The organism is Paenibacillus sp. P36 (assembly GCF_045866505.1).
Classification (GTDB): domain Bacteria; phylum Bacillota; class Bacilli; order Paenibacillales; family NBRC-103111; genus Paenibacillus_E; species Paenibacillus_E chondroitinus.
On sequence record NZ_AP038372.1, the window covers coordinates 4,471,915 to 4,487,687 of the forward strand.

Consider the following 15,773-nt stretch of genomic DNA (forward strand, 5'->3'; position numbering starts at 1 on the left):
AAACAATTGAGAATATCGTTATAACTATAGCTGAGTGTTCTATTGCATAATGAGGAGGCACAAGCCAAAATATTATGTCATCACGAAAAAACGGAGGAGGTGAAGCAATGTTTTACGAGCTGCGAGTGTGCCATGTGAATCCTAGCAAGATGCAGGCAATTCAAGATAGGTTCAGAGATTATGGTATTGAGTTCTTTATGAAGCATGGTATGAAAGTGACGCAATTTTGGGTAGATATTGATGAGGCGAGCAATCGTCTTTATTTCATTGTCGAGCATGCCAATTTGGAAAAACGCAACTTCAACTATGATCGTTTCCACAACGATCTTGAATGGATTGAAATAAAACGTATTACTGAATTTGACGGACCTCTAGTAAGCAAAATAGAGTGTTTTTTAATGAAAGATGTATCATTTTTCCAGAATAAGTAATTTGGACTGCTGTTTATATAAAAATGAATTATATGCAGCTGATGATCAAGGTAAAAGCGATGGGCTATGACACATGCCCAATGGGTAGCTTCGATAAAACACAATTTGTTGAAGCATTCAATGTTCCAGCACGTTATGCACCAGTGATGTTAATAACCATTGGACTTGCCACTAAGCCTGGATATCCATCCAATCGACTTGCTTTGGATCAATTTACAGTATCTAATTCATTTTAAATAGACATAAGGCTGTTACCTCATAGAGATTATGTAATCATTGGAGATGATCGTTATAACCATCAATACATCATCTATTACATAATGAAGAGGCGCTTCTTTTTCAGACCGATCGCCATACACCATAAAGCGGATGAAATGAAGTAAGCGTCGTAAGACCGCCTATTGTTTATAACAAGTAAACTATTTCAAATAGCAAAGAACTCCAGCGTCTGTGTCAAGACGTTGGGTTTCTTTGTTCTGTATTTATCAAGTGATTAAGGTATCGTTCTCGGTTAGCTCAAGATTGTGTAGTTATAAAAAATCCATCAGGGTAGTTTGTATCATCTTCAGCCTCTACGTCAGGGTAACGATTGAATACCGTTTGAAATTTATCTTGTCTCATCAAATGGTCGACAAGTTCTTCGATTCTTTCCCTGCTTAATAGATCAATTAGAACCATGTCACTAGTCCAGAAAAACGAACCATTCATACATTCACCGGATTGTATATTCTTTTGCCTCAACGTCTCGATATTTTTGTAAGTGAAAAAACTTGCGATCCATTTTGAGCGATCCGGAAATACAACAATAACATCGGTATTTACATCGTTACAATCCCATGAACCTAAAGGCCATAGTTCAGCTTCTATCCATATATGATGCCTTGAATCGTTCATCCTTGTCTCCTCTATATATGAAGAATTTAAGCTAAAGTTTTCCGTTAGCTTCTTAGTAATTCAACGAAAGAGCAACCGATCAACCTAGCCGGTTGCAGTGGTTATCGAATTGAACTAACGTTTGCCGCTTAACATTACTTACCAGATAAACGATTTATTATTTTCGGTATTTCCATTAGGCTGTCGCAAATTGCGTCAGGTTCTTTATAAGAAACATCTTTGCTTTTAAGAATCGCATACATCCCAAGTTCTTTAGCAGGTATGACATCAGACTTGAGACTATCTCCAATGAATACTGAACGTTCACTCAAAGATTCTAAATTCTTTAAAGCGATTTGAAATATTGTGTGGTCCGGTTTTTTTATACTAATTGCACCTGAAGTAACGATTTCACTGAAATAATCAGATATTCCTAAAGCGGAAATTTTATTCCGTTGATAGAAATCCCTACCATTAGTGATTATGCCTAATTTATACCCTTCACACTTTAATGAATTAAGCATCTCATGTAATCCAGGAAATCCAACACTGTGCAAATGAAAATTGTTATTCAAATCATCAAGTAACTCAGTGTAAAGGTTCTTCTCTATATTGAAGATATCTAACAGCTTCTCATAAACTTCCTCTTTCGGCATTACGATATTGTTTAATTTCGAGAATTTTTCTATAAACTGTTGTTTATCTGGAATAAATCTACCTAAAGAAAACTTTTCATATTGGTAATTTGCAAAGCTTAAAAGTGACTGATTTTTATCAAGCAAAGTTTGGTCAAGGTCAAAAATGACAGTATCGATTTTCTTCAAAATAGTCCTCTTCCCCTACTTAAGATATATCCATCATTTTACCATGGCTTTTTCAATGAACAAACTCTGATAGTTTAAAGTCGGATCTCTGCCGTAAGGCGAGATTATCATCGCGTAGCTATCATATCGGTATAACTCCTATTTTACCGGATCCGCACAACCGTGCAGCTATAAAAGCTTTCATGCTAGCCGAGTTTCTTCAATTCGCAATTCTTCACCTGGGAGCAGTGTCCACGTATTAAACGGAGGAGTATCGTCCCGTAATAGCTCTTGGAACAGCTCCGCCTCTGCCAAGAAGCTTCGACTTTGCTGATACTCCCAGAAAGTGAAGATAATATGTGATATCCCTTCGCCTGCTTGAATAGCTCAAGCAGGCATGCCCGTCCAGCTAATTTTCCTCCCTACTACTCCCCTATCCCTTAACCGCCCCAGCGGTCAACCCTTTAATAAAAGTACGGCTTCCAAGAAGGAAGATCAGTAATACCGGAAGCGTCGCAATGCAAAGTGCGGCCATCCTGGCACCATAGTCCGTCCGATGCACGATGCCAAGCGTCGAGATGAAAACTGGCAGCGTAAACCATTTTGAATTATTGATGGTGACTAGCGGAAGCAGGTAATTGTTCCATGACCAGAGAAACACGAGTGTTGATAAGGTGGAAATGCCCGGCTTAATCAACTGAAGCACAATTCGAAATAAGATGCCAGGCTCTGATGCCCCATCAATTCTCGCGCACTCGATAATCTCACTTGGAACCGTATCCCGGATGAACTGTATCATGAAGAATGCCCCGAAGGACCAGGCACTCCAGGTCAGAATGACAGGCATTAGCGTATTACCAAAACCCATATGTCTCATTTCAATAATGTAGCCAATCAGCCCTACCTGAGCAGGCACCATCATGGTAATGATAATGAAATAGGTCAATATACGGCGCAGCTTGAAGTGGAATTTGGCGATAGCATAGCCGATCAGGGTACTGGTAAATACGCCGAGCAGCACCGAAGCGAGCGAAACGATGAGACTGTTGGCATATACCTTTAGGAAATTCGTCTTGAAGACGGTCTCCAGATTGTTAAATACATAACTCGAAGGTAGAAGCGGAAGCTGCTTGAAAATATCCTCTGAGTAATAAGTGGACATCATAACCATCACATAAAAGGGAAACAACGAGACGACAGTTAACAAACCGATAAACAGCCATTTGAAAGCCTTCATGCCTTCTCCTCCTTCCCGGCGGTAAGTCTGTAGCTGAGCACAGAAAAGATAGCGATGACGACAAACAACGTGTACGCTATCGCTGAACCATACCCAAACCGAGTACCAGTAACGAAGGAATCATTCACAAATTTCCAGATCACCGTTAATGCAGCATTATCAGGTCCGCCTACCTGAGACGCAGACCACCCGCCGTACAGTAACTTAGGTTCGTCAAATAGTTGAAGACCGCCGATCACCGAGGTCACGATGAGAAACACCGTGATATTACGCAGGAGGGGCAAAGTAATCCTTGTAAACGTATGAAAGGAGGAGGATCCGTCTACACGAGCCGCTTCGTATATATCCTGTGGAATTGCCGTCATCCCCGCCAAATAAATGGCCATGAAATAGCCCAAATTGCGCCAGATGATCATGATTGCAATAATCACTCGAGACATCCAGGGGTCCTGCAGCCAGTAAACTCCTTCCTTCAGCCAACCAAGCTTGATGAGCAGCATATTTATAATCCCTGTCTGCCAGTCAAACATGAACGAAAAGATGAATCCAATTGCGACAGGGGTGGTAATGTACGGAAGAAAGTTAACCGTTTGAAAAAACATTCTACCGCGTGTCAAATGAAAGATCAGATGTGCGACGACCATTCCTAACAGGATCATGAACGGTGTAGACATGAGCATAATGACAATAGTATTGAACAGCGACTTAAAAAACAACGGATCTTTGGTCAGCAGTGTGACATAGTTTCTCAAGCCGACAAACGTTTTGTCGCCAATCCCATTCCAATCGTGCAGACTTAAATAAAAGGAATATAAGATTGGATAGAAATGAAAAATCAGATAGCACATGACAAACGGAAGCGAAAACAAATATGGCCATACACGCACGCCAGATTTTATTTTACTTTTGGTTGCTTGTGTGACAGCAGCAGCATTCAAAATCTCCATGCTTCATTCCTCCTCTAGGCAAGGAAGCAACCGCTGCAATTAATGATGCGAGCTACAGCGATTGCTTCCAAAGCTGGATCACGGATTACTTGATTGAAACCTCAGGCGCCAGGTTTTTGACCTCTCCCTTCAACTTTTCGAGAGCAGCCGCCGCACTGATGCTATTGTCTTTCATCCAAAGAGGATAAAGTGAGCTATAAGCGGTTTGAACAATCGCATTGTATTTCGTTTGCGGATCTGCTTTCACGGTTGGAACGATTTTCTCGAAGAACGTCTTGCTAAGGTTCTGATTTTTGAAGTATTTATCAAATTCGATTCCCGCATCCAGCCAATCCTTATGTTTCTCGAAGAATGATTTGATTCCCGGCATATTGCCGAACTCCTTATAGCTGATGGCAAGCCCTTCATCGGACAAATAGCAGAAATAAATGTATGCCCACGCTGCTTCCTTGTTCTTGCTGTCCTTAAAGACTCCGATAGAGGTCCCGCCATAGGTATAGCTTCCGCCTGGCGCCGCAATTAGTCCCCATCGTCCAATGCCGTCCTTGTCGTTAGCCGAAATGTTCCACTTTGCACCCCAAGGAGCCATCGGATAAAAGATATTATCTCCCTTGGCAAAGGACGCATTCCAACCAGGCGTATAGGATTCATATTTACCAAGAATACCTGCATCTCGCATACTGAATACTGTCTCAATTGGCTGCTTAAAGCGTTCTGTTATGTTGATATTCGTGCCTGTCACATATGGCTTGGAGGCTTGTTCGCGAATGACTCGGTACGCATCATCAAAGCTTGCGAACATCGTAACCGTGCCACCGCTTTTCTCCTTTACTTCTTTCCCTTTCTCGATAAATGCTTTCCAATCGGGTAATAAGGCAGCTACAGCAGTTGGGTCCTCCGTACCCAAATATTTCAGCGCTAAATCCCTACGAAACGCTAATCCTGCCGGTGTAATCGATTGATCGACACCGACCAGCTCGCCCTTGGCATTGGAGAGAATCGCAGGCAGGTAGTCCAGTAATTCGCTCTTTGCAAAGTTATATGGTGCTTTTTCCAGATTATCGAGGATTCCCAGATCGAACAGCTGACCGCGATAGTTCATCTCTCCAAGAATGACATCCGGCACATCCGAGCCGGAAGCGATACCGCTCTGCAACTTCTGCATGAAATCGCCATTGTTGACAACGGTATATTCCACTTTCACGTTCGGGAACACTTTATTAAACTCTGGCACCATTCGCTTCAGGAATGCCTCATCCCAGTCCCACACCTTGATTGTGCCCTTCAAATCAGTGGAAACTCCACCAAACTTGGCTGCAGTTGATGCGCTGTTTCCTGTTGCAGGCGTAGTGTTCGTTGTTGGTGTGTCCGAGCTGCTGCATCCCGACAAAACAACCATTGTGATTGACGCTACAGCCGTAAGGACGATCCACGTTTTATTCAACTGTTTCATGACAACCCCTCCAATCATTTTTTTGTAATCGTTTACACCAATAAGAATATCGTCTTTATAGGGGCTTTCCTATGCAACAATCCGGCTATTTATGGACCGATCCGGTTTCACTCGTTTCATCGCTCTTTCCTTACATTTGAACAGGTAATCGAAGTACAACCGTTGTTCCTTGACCCTGTGTACTTGCCAGTTCCACACCATAAGGGGAACCATAGTGAAACTCGATTCGTTCCATAATATTGGCAAGACCGATGCCTTTCGTCTGATTAGACAAATCTGAGCTCCTGCTTTTTGTGAACAGCGTACTCATCTTCTCTCCACTCATGCCGCATCCATTGTCTTGAATCACGATTTGAAGTTCTTCACCGACTAGAGATATTTCGATTTGAATGATGCCAATATCCTCATTTGCAAACACGCCGTGGAATAGAGCATTCTCAACGATGGGCTGTATGATCATTCTTGGGATGATGCATTCCATCGTTCCCTCTCCGAACGACCACTGCAGCCGAAACCGATTTGGGTAGCGATATTGCTGAATCGCCGCATATTTAGTTATGATATCCGCCTCTGCACGAACCGTCGTAAAATAGGCATCTTCCCCTGTCTTGATCGTATCCTGAAGAATATCAATAAGCGCTTTCGTTATGGTGATGACATCCTTGTTTTTCTCCGATTGCGATAAATAGATAACGGTATTCAGGGTGTTATACAGAAAGTGCGGGTTGATTTCCGAAAGCAGCAGGTTGATTTGGATACTCCTCTTCAGCTCCTGTTCTCGCATGGCGGATTCCATCCAGATCTGCAAATCCTTCGCCATCCGGTTAAAACCATTCCCTAGAAGCTCCATCTCGTCGCCACTGCGAATGGTTACGGCCGTGTTCAACTCGCCCGCCGACAATCGCCGCATCGCTCTAGTCATTACAATAATCGGCTTGGTAATACGGATCATACTGGGTAACATTACAAGCAGAATGAAAGCCAGACTCGCCATGCCGATCAGCAGATAAAACAACAGAATAGGCCGAATTTTCTCATACAGCTGTTCCTCAGAGATGTACGCTTCTTGCCGCCATCCAGCCAACATGGATACGTCTTCCATGGGAATCATTCGCGCAGTCGACGGTACCTCTTTCATTGCACTTCCCATCGCTCGACTATCATAAATAGTCTGATCCTGACCGTTCAACAGCCTCAACCAGGCGAAATCTTTGCTGCTATTTTCAAATATGCGTTCAAATTCATCCAGCCTGCTTTCTAGAATTAAGAAGTAAGGCTTAGTTTCTCCCGTATCTTGCATATTCAGATATGGACTTACATAACTGATGACCGAGTAAGTCCCGTTAGAGTATTGAAGCTTGTGAGGCACTGAATAGACAGCCGGTTCGGCATGCTGAAAGAAGGGTCTGATCCAATCCTCCGTCAAATATTCCCGAAAATAGCTTTCATAGCCGATGTTATTGGAGAATATCTCGCCATCCGGCCGGACAATCATAATGTTAAGAAGGGAAGAATTGAGCGCACGGAAGCGCTGCAGCATCTGCTGCACATCATATTTGCGGAAATATTGCTGTTCGTTCGTTAAGCTCTCATTGGGAACCATCTTTCCATTGATCCCTGGGTCGACAATAATGATCTCAGCGGTTTTAGCCAATCGCTCCTGTACTCTGGTTATGGAAGAAGAGATTTGAGCGAGCTTGGTTTGATTATCCCTGACAGATTGTTCTCGTATGATGCGGGCTACGTAGGTGTAAGTAATAAAGCTGCTAACGAGTAAAGAAATGGTGACAATGGCCGCAGTGCTTACGATGATTTTGGTTCTTATCTTCATCTGAATCTTCCTTCTTTCGATTGTTCAACGAAGGCATGGGGATGGAAGCCGGTCTGCTTGCGGAACGTTTTTGTAAAATAATAGCTACTTCGATACCCGACTAGTTCTGCAACCTCATAGAGCTTGTAATGTCCGCTTCGCAGCAGCTTCTTGGCATTGTTCATCCGAATGTTCGTTATCGCATCCAGCACTGTATGTCCCGTCTCCTCTTTAAATATATGCCGGAAATGCTCACCGCTTAAGCCGATCTGCATGGCAATCTCTTCTGTGCTTATTTCTTTGCTAAAGTGACAATTCATGAACTCAAGGGCCTCACGTACTTTCCGCGAAAAGGGCTGTTGCTCAAGTTGAAACGTCATCTTTACCATCTCCTTTAACCATAGCTGGATTCCGTGTAAAGTGCGCCATTGCTCTGTCCAGATCTCTCCTTGCTGACAAAGCTGCTTAAGTACCGGTAGCTTACGCTCAGCACGATGCCTGTCAATCCAGCCTATTAACACCGAACACAGCTCAGATAGTCGCTCAGTCGAATAGGCCTCTTGAATGTCCTGGAATGTCTTATCCAGCGCTTCGAGCAGCGGGTCCAATCCATGGAGGGAATAAAGCTGCTCCCATTCGCCCGCGTTGATGTCTGGCAAGTTTGGCCGCCGATTTGAATTCACCCGCTTTAGTTGATCCTCGATAGATGAAATTAAACCGCTTCCTATCATAAATCGGACGGATTGAGCTTCCTGCGCTTGCCGGTGGATATCCGGCAAATCTTCCAGTTTGCGAAATAAGCCCGAATATACTATGGAAACGGTTTCAAAGGGGTGCAGTCGCAAAAATGCGTTTTGAATAGCACGGGCAGTGAAGAACTGCAGCTCTGCCGCAGCTTTCATGCTTCTACCCGACTCAAGAATGACCACAAACCCCAATCGGCTGCTTTCTTTGTAAGCAATCCCTAAAACATCCTCCCGCTCACGAAGCAGATCTTCTTCCAATTCGACTAGGGATTTGCTGTCAGTCAGATATCCAGGTATTACTGGAAAGGGAGTATCTTTCTCAATCAGAATGTACATGAAGACTTGACCTGCATCCAATTTATGGCTCGGAACTAACGATAGAAGCTCAAACGAAGACACATTCCCTGCTGTCAACTCTCTTAATGCCTGCTTGATCATGATGACTTGTTTATTGTGATCATCCTGAATCGCCTTTCGCACGGCTTCCAGCTCTTTGGTCAAGCTTACATGGTCCAGCTCGTGCTTCACCAAATAGTTGAAAACTCCCAGTCGAATCGCCTCTTTGGCATATTCAAATTCCTTATAGGATGATAATAAAATGAGCTTCACTGTCGGATTTAGCGCCAAGGCTTCCTTGCAGAATGTCAGACCATCCATTTGTGGCATGCGGATATCGACAAAAATAAGATCCGGCTTGAGTTGTTCTATCATCGACAATGCTTGCTTAGGACGTGCCGATTCTCCTGCCAGGGTGAAGCCATGCTCCTCCCAATCGACCAACTGCTTAAGATGTTGAATGGCAAGTACCTCGTCATCAACGATCATTACATGAAACCGTGCCATTTCTCATCAGCCCCCGTTTGGAAGTTAAAAACCCGGTCCGTCTTGGCCGGTTTCCTGTTCATTCATCTGCGTTAGTTGATATTTTGTTGAAGTTTATCCAAATAGTATCACTGAACTGGAAGATTTTAAATGGGTGTTCGAAACTTTACTGTCCGTTAGCTGAATGCCCTCATTTTGGCGGAAATTAATCGGATTATATTGTTGTCACTCGACAGGCAGCTTCTGGTCCGAGAGGGGTAGAGTTACATTTCGGATCATTCAATAACAAAGGCAACCATTTTTTAAATGGCTGCCCTTGTTTAGTTGGTATAATACTTTTTCACTTATTGTAAACCTAGAAAAATATACCTATTCCTCGATGATCGCCACAGGTCTTGAGCAACCGGCACTTTCTTTTTCCACCTTGATCGGGAAACAATTTGCTTTGTAACCGAACGACTTCGGAATTTGATCCAAATTGGCGAGCTTCTCGATCTGGCAATATTCACGATTCGCATACAAATTACGCCTAAACCTCTCCTGCATTCGAAGTGGATACTCACTTGGCAGGCTGCTGACGTTATCCAAATACTTCCACTGATCTGCAGTAAGCGACCAGCCGACCGCTCCCATGTTATCTTCGAACTGAGTGTAGCTGCTGGCACCAATGATTGGTGCTGTGATTCCCTTTTTACCCAGAAGCCAGTTCAGTGCAACTTGAGAATGCTTCTTCCCGGTTTGCTCTGAGATTTCTTTAACCGCATTGACAATCTCGAAGTTTTTCGATGTGAACTTGTTGTCATAATCAAACTCTCCCTTTAATCCCAAGGAGAACCGGCCGAAATCTGGCTTTTCCATTGAGTTGTACTTGCCCGATAATAAACCTCCCCCAAGCGGTCCCCAAGGGATAATGCCAATCGTCTCCTCCTGGCATAACGACATATGCTCGCGATCCATATCGCGGCTGACCAAGCTATATTGCTGTTGAATCGCGACAATACGGGCATAGTCCTTAGCGTCGCTATAAGCTAAGGATTTCATTAATTGCCAGGCGAGAAAATTGCAGACTCCGATATATCTAACTTTTCCGGATGAGACGAGGTCTTCCATCGCTTTCAAAGTTTCCTCGATTGGCGTCAAATGATCCCATATATGCAGATAGTACAAATCGATATAGTCGGTCTTCAATCGGCGAAGGCTCGCGTTGACACTGTCCATAATATGTTTGCGAGAACCTCCCCTATCATTCGGATGAGGACCGACGCTTATCCCTGTCTTTGTAGCCACAATGACCTCAGATCTGCGCGCTCCAATGGCTTTGCCGACAATCTCCTCGGATACCCCTTCTGTGTAAATATCCGCCGTATCAATGAAATTCCCGCCAGCATCCAAGAACTGTTGCACCATCCGCATCGACTCTGCTTCATCAGTCGAACTCCCAAACAACATCGTTCCAAGACACAACTCAGATACGAGTAGCCCACTGTTTCCTAATTTCCTGTATTCCATGTTCATTCCCCCCTTGGTATAGTTCTATTTTATCTTGTAAAAGTAGAAGAAAAAGAGTAATATCAAAACCAAAACTTCACCTTTTATGAAAAGGAGGCCAGATAGAGCGATGAAATCCACCCAGCACTATCTAAATATTCTGCTGTCGCTCCCACCTCATTTGGACAAAGGAGAAACCGTTTCTATTACAACGAGGGAGTTAACGAAAGTTCTAAACTGTACCCCCCGTAACGTCAAGCTAATTTTGCATAAGCTCTTGGAAGAGGGATTTATCAAATGGCAGGCCGGGATTGGCCGAGGTAACTCGTCCCAAATGACTCTCCTGAGGGATCTAGGGGATGTGGCGGAAGAATACTTTCATGACCAACTGGCAAAAGACAAGATCAAAGAAGTTATGGATCTGCTCTATCATAAAAACTTACCCCTTCCCCTATGCAATAAGCTTCGAGATCAGCTCAGCGCCCGGTTCGGTTTTCAGGTGGAACAGACACAATCCGCCATCGTGGATGTTCTGCGGGTAACCATGGACCGGAGGCCCATATCTCTTGATCCTGCTTTCGTGTCGACTTCGACCGAGGCTTTTTTTCTACAGCAATTTTGCGATACGTTGGTATCTTTCGATCCCAATACTAAGACCTACCTTCCAGCTCTTGCCCACAACTGGGAAAGTAATGAGGACGGGAGCAGCTGGACTTTTTATCTGAGAAAAGGAGTCCGCTTTCACCACGGAAGGCCGTTTACGGCAAAGGATGTGCTATTTACATTGCAGCGGCTAAAGACTGTCCATTCTCCTTCACGTTGGCAGTATGAAGAGATTGAGCATGCCGACATCGTGTCTGACCATATCATCACCTTTTATCTGAAACAGCCTAATCGGTTATTCCTGCACTTTTTCGGCTCTTTCTATATGTCCATCCTTCCCCATGACACGCCATTTTCGGAAAAAAAGATGATTGGAACGGGACCGTTTCGCATGGCCGAGTTCACAGACCAGGTGTTGGTTTTGGAGGCTTTCGAAGACTTTTACCGGGAGAGAGCGCTATTGGATCGGGTTGAATTGTGGTTCATTCCGGATGACATCCAGAACGGTCAGTACCAGCTCCCTAATTGGAACGATGCAATACAAGAAGAGGAAAGCCCTTCAACGGAAATAGAATCGTTGGACGGCTGCCAGTATGTGGCTTTCAATTTTAGAAAAAAAGGCGTTCATCATCATCCTTCCTTCCGCCTGGCGATGAGGATTATGTACGATCGCACAGCGATTATTGGGGACTTGAAGGGGAATCGCATGGCTCCGGCCAGCAGCTTTTTGCCTGATAAGAGCAAGTATGTCAACGATGGCGACCTGACCCTTAAAGAAGCTCAGGCTTATCTTCGGGAAAGCGGATACTCGGGGGAAACGTTAACACTTTATTACTGGGACAAAAAAGAATTTTTGAAGGACGCCAAGTGGCTGCAGCTGCGCTGCCATTCTATCGGATTGCATATCGAGCTTCATTCGATCTCCGTTACTGACTACTATTCGACGGATGCTGACCAACAGGCGGATCTGCTGCTCATCTGCGAAATGCTCGAGGACGATACGGAGTGGGGATACCTTCGATTATTTCAGGATGAATCGAGCTTTTTGCACCGTTTTTTTAATCGCGAGCAACACGCATGGTTGGGTAAGTATTTCCGGAGATTCAAGCAACTTACTGCTCCGAAAGCGCGGGGTGAGATCATTGATAAGATCGAGCAGAGAATGAGGGACGAAAACTGGATCATGTTTGGTTATCACCTGAATAAGGTATCCAAGTTTCATTCAGCGCTCAAAGGTGCCTCGATGGAATCCTTCGGTTGGGTCGATTTCTCGAAATTATGGATTAAACCCTATCTCTACACAAAAAAATAAAAGCTTGATTTCTCAAGCTTTTTCGCGCTGATTTTCTTCTCCCCATTCATTACAGCACCTGGGCAATCTCCCACAGATGACCATCTGGATCAGCAAAACAAGCCGTCCTCCGCCCCCAAGGGCGCGTTATCGGTCCGTTCAATAACTGAACACCATGCACTTTCAGTTCATCGCATACCCGGTCAACGTCCGGCACTTGAATCGTGAACTGAAAACGCGCGCCATCTCCGCTGCGACCAACCTGAGCCGGTTTTATCAACTCTCCGGCATTTGATTGTTTTAACAGATTGATACTTGTGTTGCCATAATCGAAAACCGCACAGCTTTCATCCTCATAGAGGATTGCAAGTTTGAATGTCTCTTGGTAGAATGCCTTCGACCGATACAAATCCTCCACAAATAATGTGATTTCGGTAATTTTGTTCGCCCAATCAGCTGTTGCCATCAGCATTCGACCCCATTTGCATTTTTTTACAATCCTATTTGGATCATACGAATTGCCCGTTCAATTGTCAATGCGAATACAGAGACTATTCGTCCCTCCTGCCATTCACTATTGCGGAAAAATCAACGTAATAGCCGTACCCTTCCCCTCCTTGCTGAGAATACGCATCCATTTCCCTACGCCGTAATGAAGCACAAGCCTTTTGCTTGTATTAAAAAGTCCAAGATGTTTGCCTTGCATCGTATCGGAGTCGAATGATGCGCGGATTTGCTCAAGCCGATCGCGCGATATGCCCGGTCCGTTATCAATAATGGTAACATGCAGGCTTGAACCATTCATACGGCACTTGACTTTAACGGTCAGCTGATCATGAGCAGCGAGACCGATATGAATACTGTTCTCGATTAGCGGCTGCATGCTGATTTTCACGACACGGCAGTTCTCCAACTCTACCTTCGCATCCCAAATCACCTTCAAGCGATCTGAAAACCGCGTTTTTTGCAGTTGTATATAGCCTCGTACATTGGCAAGCTCATCCTGCAGCGTTACCGCATCATCCGTCCCACGCAGAGCGTATTCCAATAAATCACTCAACTGTCCGATCATGACACAGGCATCATTCGGTGAACGAGTCAGCTGGAAGGTCTTCCAATAAATCGAATGCAGCGTGTTGGACATAAAATGAGGATTCATCTGGGACTGAAGCGCTTTAAGCTCCAGTAACTCCATCTTCGCCTGCCGTTCGGAAAGCTGGATACGCAAATACTTTTGCTTTAGAAACGTATCGAGAATGTTCTTAACGATCAGCTCGTACACGTCCTGAATCCTTTCCGGCATGGCAGGAATGGCATCCTCATGACGGTCGGCATGCTCCAGCACATGTACGATTTGCGAGACCTGACGGTAATTTTTCCTTGTGATCCATAAAGCATATAACATGCTCAGCAGCAAGGAGAACACGGATAGAGCCAGGGTGATATAAACGATCATCCGAGGAAGACTGTACAGCGCTTTCGTTGGAATAACGGATACGGCAATCCAAGCCAAGCGCCGAGATTGTTTCATCGTGACCAAAGCGCCGTCAAGAGAAGAGCGAAGTGATTGGCCGTTTGATAACTGCTCAGACGCCGGAAGCGGGATGCTGCCTCCGAAGCTCTCAGAGGTGATTATCGGATCTCCTTTTGGATCTGCGATATACGAATAACTGCCCTGCCAATCGTTAAATAAATTCAGCGATTTGGCGAAGTAGGAAGGCAGGATATTCATGACAATGAGACCACGGGGATGCCCCTTCACATCCAGATCGCCGAACGGCTGATACACTGTAAGCACCTGTGTGGTGCCGTTAGGATCAGAACTGGCTACTAGCTCGCGAGGCTGAGTTATCAAACCATCATCCCCCCTGAATGCTTCCGATTGATAAAAAGAGTACCAGCTTGTATCCAGTGTCGAATCCACCTGCGCAATACCGTCACGCGAGCTAAGAAATCGTCCTTGCGAATTTTCATAATAAATATAAATGGAATGAATATAGGACTTGGAATTTGCCGGAACATCAATGACATTGCGTAAATAGAACAACGCTTCCACATCCTCAAAGGAAAAGGAGGTCGCATTCAAGATGTTCATCAGCCGGATTTTAATCTTCGGGTCCTTATCGAAGGAGAGGCTTAAGGAATCAAGCTCTGCCGGAATGACCTCTGTGAGCTGATTGATCTGATTTAGCCGATTTTCGCTATTCTGCTCAATAGAGCCCCGGATGTACCGAACTGTAATGAAGATGGACAGGGAACCTAATATGGTTAGAGGGATGAGTGACAGCACGATAACTCTTCGCAAATTTTCGGAGAAAAATTTTCGCGCCAACGCCGCATCACTCTGTTTGACATATTTAATGCTCGTGTTTGAACTGCCCGGGCGTTTTCCCGTAATACTGCTTAAAAGCGCGTATAAAATTTTTCGCATTTGCATATCCCACCATTTCACTGACCTCAAGCGCTTTCCAACGATGCTCCCGCAAAAGCTCGGCCGCTTTTTTCATTCGCACTGCGAGCACATAATCCGAAAATTTATGACCGGTAAGCTTACGAAAATATGAGCTCACATAGCTGGGATTCATATGCACAATCCGCGCGACATCCTCCAGCGTTACATTGCGGTATTCGGCTTCGACATAGTGATGAATGCGTTGAATCACAGGATGATCCGAGAACGTTGCGTTCGCTTCTACCTGGATCGACTCGTTGGAGTCTGATCCCCCTACGCTTCCCTTTTTTTCATCTAATTCCTGCTTAAGGTGCATGAGAACATCATGCAAATTCTGGAATTTAGCCGGCTTCATCATGTAATGCCTCACTCCGTAGCTGATAGCCTGCCGTGCCAACTCAAAATCCCTCAATCCGCTCAGCAGGATGACCTGTATAGGCAATTTACGTTCATGAATTTCCCTTGATAATTCGATCCCGTTCATGACAGGCATCTTAATGTCGCAAAGTATGGCGTCCAGATCATGCTGGAGCATATATTTAAGCGCTTCCATGCCATTTCCAAACTGTGCCACAATCTCAAATCCTGCCTTCTCCCATGGAAAACAGCTGCAAAGCGTGTCCCGAGTCGTCGTTTCATCGTCAACAAATGCTAATTTGTACATGATCGATCCCCCCTTATTGATTATATCCTTTCATGAATAGTAAAAGGAATGCGCATAGAAATTGGCACAATATAAGCGAACAATCTAAAGATATGATACCTAATCCAAAACAAACGGGCAATCATTCAAACATATTCAAAAATGAAACCCCTT

The 15,773-nt window shown here is 44.5% G+C and carries 14 protein-coding genes; 3 read left to right on the plus strand and 11 right to left on the minus strand.

Annotated elements, in window-relative coordinates; translation table 11 throughout:
• Positions 1-107 precede the first annotated feature (107 nt).
• Complete coding sequence (locus ACKTT9_RS20090) at positions 108-431, plus strand: NIPSNAP family protein (RefSeq protein WP_407867289.1); 324 nt, start codon at positions 108-110, stop codon at positions 429-431.
• Positions 432-448: 17 nt separating this feature from the next.
• A complete protein-coding gene (locus tag ACKTT9_RS20095) occupies positions 449-667 on the plus strand; it encodes a nitroreductase family protein (RefSeq protein ID WP_407873082.1) in 219 nt (72 codons plus the stop codon).
• Between the two features lie 280 nt (positions 668-947).
• Here ACKTT9_RS20095 and ACKTT9_RS20100 read toward each other — a convergent pair whose 3' ends face one another.
• The 8 genes from ACKTT9_RS20100 to ACKTT9_RS20135 all read right to left on the minus strand — a co-directional run bounded on the left by ACKTT9_RS20100 (position 948) and on the right by ACKTT9_RS20135 (position 10,631).
• Entirely contained in the window at positions 948-1,325 is a 378-nt protein-coding gene (locus tag ACKTT9_RS20100; RefSeq protein ID WP_407867290.1) for a hypothetical protein, read from the minus strand.
• A gap of 134 nt (positions 1,326-1,459) precedes the next feature.
• Complete coding sequence (locus ACKTT9_RS20105; RefSeq protein WP_407867291.1) at positions 1,460-2,128, minus strand: HAD family hydrolase; 669 nt, start codon at positions 2,126-2,128, stop codon at positions 1,460-1,462.
• A gap of 412 nt (positions 2,129-2,540) precedes the next feature.
• On the minus strand, positions 2,541-3,344 hold the full coding sequence (locus ACKTT9_RS20110) for a carbohydrate ABC transporter permease (RefSeq protein WP_407867292.1): 804 nt from the start codon (positions 3,342-3,344) through the stop codon (positions 2,541-2,543).
• A complete protein-coding gene (locus ACKTT9_RS20115; protein ID WP_407867293.1) occupies positions 3,341-4,291 on the minus strand; it encodes a carbohydrate ABC transporter permease in 951 nt (316 codons plus the stop codon). Before ACKTT9_RS20115 ends, ACKTT9_RS20110 begins: the two co-directional genes overlap by 4 nt.
• An 85-nt stretch (positions 4,292-4,376) precedes the next feature.
• A complete protein-coding gene (locus ACKTT9_RS20120; protein WP_407867294.1) occupies positions 4,377-5,744 on the minus strand; it encodes an ABC transporter substrate-binding protein in 1,368 nt (455 codons plus the stop codon).
• Positions 5,745-5,874: 130 nt separating this feature from the next.
• Positions 5,875-7,575, minus strand: a complete 1,701-nt coding sequence (locus tag ACKTT9_RS20125) for a sensor histidine kinase (protein WP_407867295.1) — start codon at positions 7,573-7,575, stop codon at positions 5,875-5,877.
• Positions 7,572-9,143 (minus strand): response regulator, encoded by a 1,572-nt coding sequence (locus tag ACKTT9_RS20130; protein WP_407867296.1) that lies wholly within the window; start codon positions 9,141-9,143, stop codon positions 7,572-7,574. Before ACKTT9_RS20130 ends, ACKTT9_RS20125 begins: the two co-directional genes overlap by 4 nt.
• Positions 9,144-9,491: 348 nt before the next feature.
• Complete coding sequence (locus ACKTT9_RS20135; protein ID WP_407867297.1) at positions 9,492-10,631, minus strand: aldo/keto reductase; 1,140 nt, start codon at positions 10,629-10,631, stop codon at positions 9,492-9,494.
• 109 nt (positions 10,632-10,740) lie between these two features.
• Here ACKTT9_RS20135 and ACKTT9_RS20140 point away from each other — a divergent pair, with 109 nt between their 5' ends.
• On the plus strand, positions 10,741-12,525 hold the full coding sequence (locus ACKTT9_RS20140) for an ABC transporter substrate-binding protein (RefSeq protein ID WP_407867298.1): 1,785 nt from the start codon (positions 10,741-10,743) through the stop codon (positions 12,523-12,525).
• A gap of 49 nt (positions 12,526-12,574) precedes the next feature.
• On the opposite strand, the gene ACKTT9_RS20145 is transcribed toward ACKTT9_RS20140, so the two are convergent.
• From ACKTT9_RS20145 to ACKTT9_RS20155, 3 genes are all read right to left on the minus strand, one after another.
• Positions 12,575-12,970, minus strand: a complete 396-nt coding sequence (locus ACKTT9_RS20145; RefSeq protein ID WP_407867299.1) for a VOC family protein — start codon at positions 12,968-12,970, stop codon at positions 12,575-12,577.
• A gap of 108 nt (positions 12,971-13,078) precedes the next feature.
• On the minus strand, positions 13,079-14,935 hold the full coding sequence (locus tag ACKTT9_RS20150; protein WP_407867300.1) for a histidine kinase: 1,857 nt from the start codon (positions 14,933-14,935) through the stop codon (positions 13,079-13,081).
• Positions 14,862-15,620, minus strand: a complete 759-nt coding sequence (locus ACKTT9_RS20155) for a response regulator (RefSeq protein ID WP_407867301.1) — start codon at positions 15,618-15,620, stop codon at positions 14,862-14,864. Before ACKTT9_RS20155 ends, ACKTT9_RS20150 begins: the two co-directional genes overlap by 74 nt.
• Positions 15,621-15,773 lie beyond the last annotated feature (153 nt).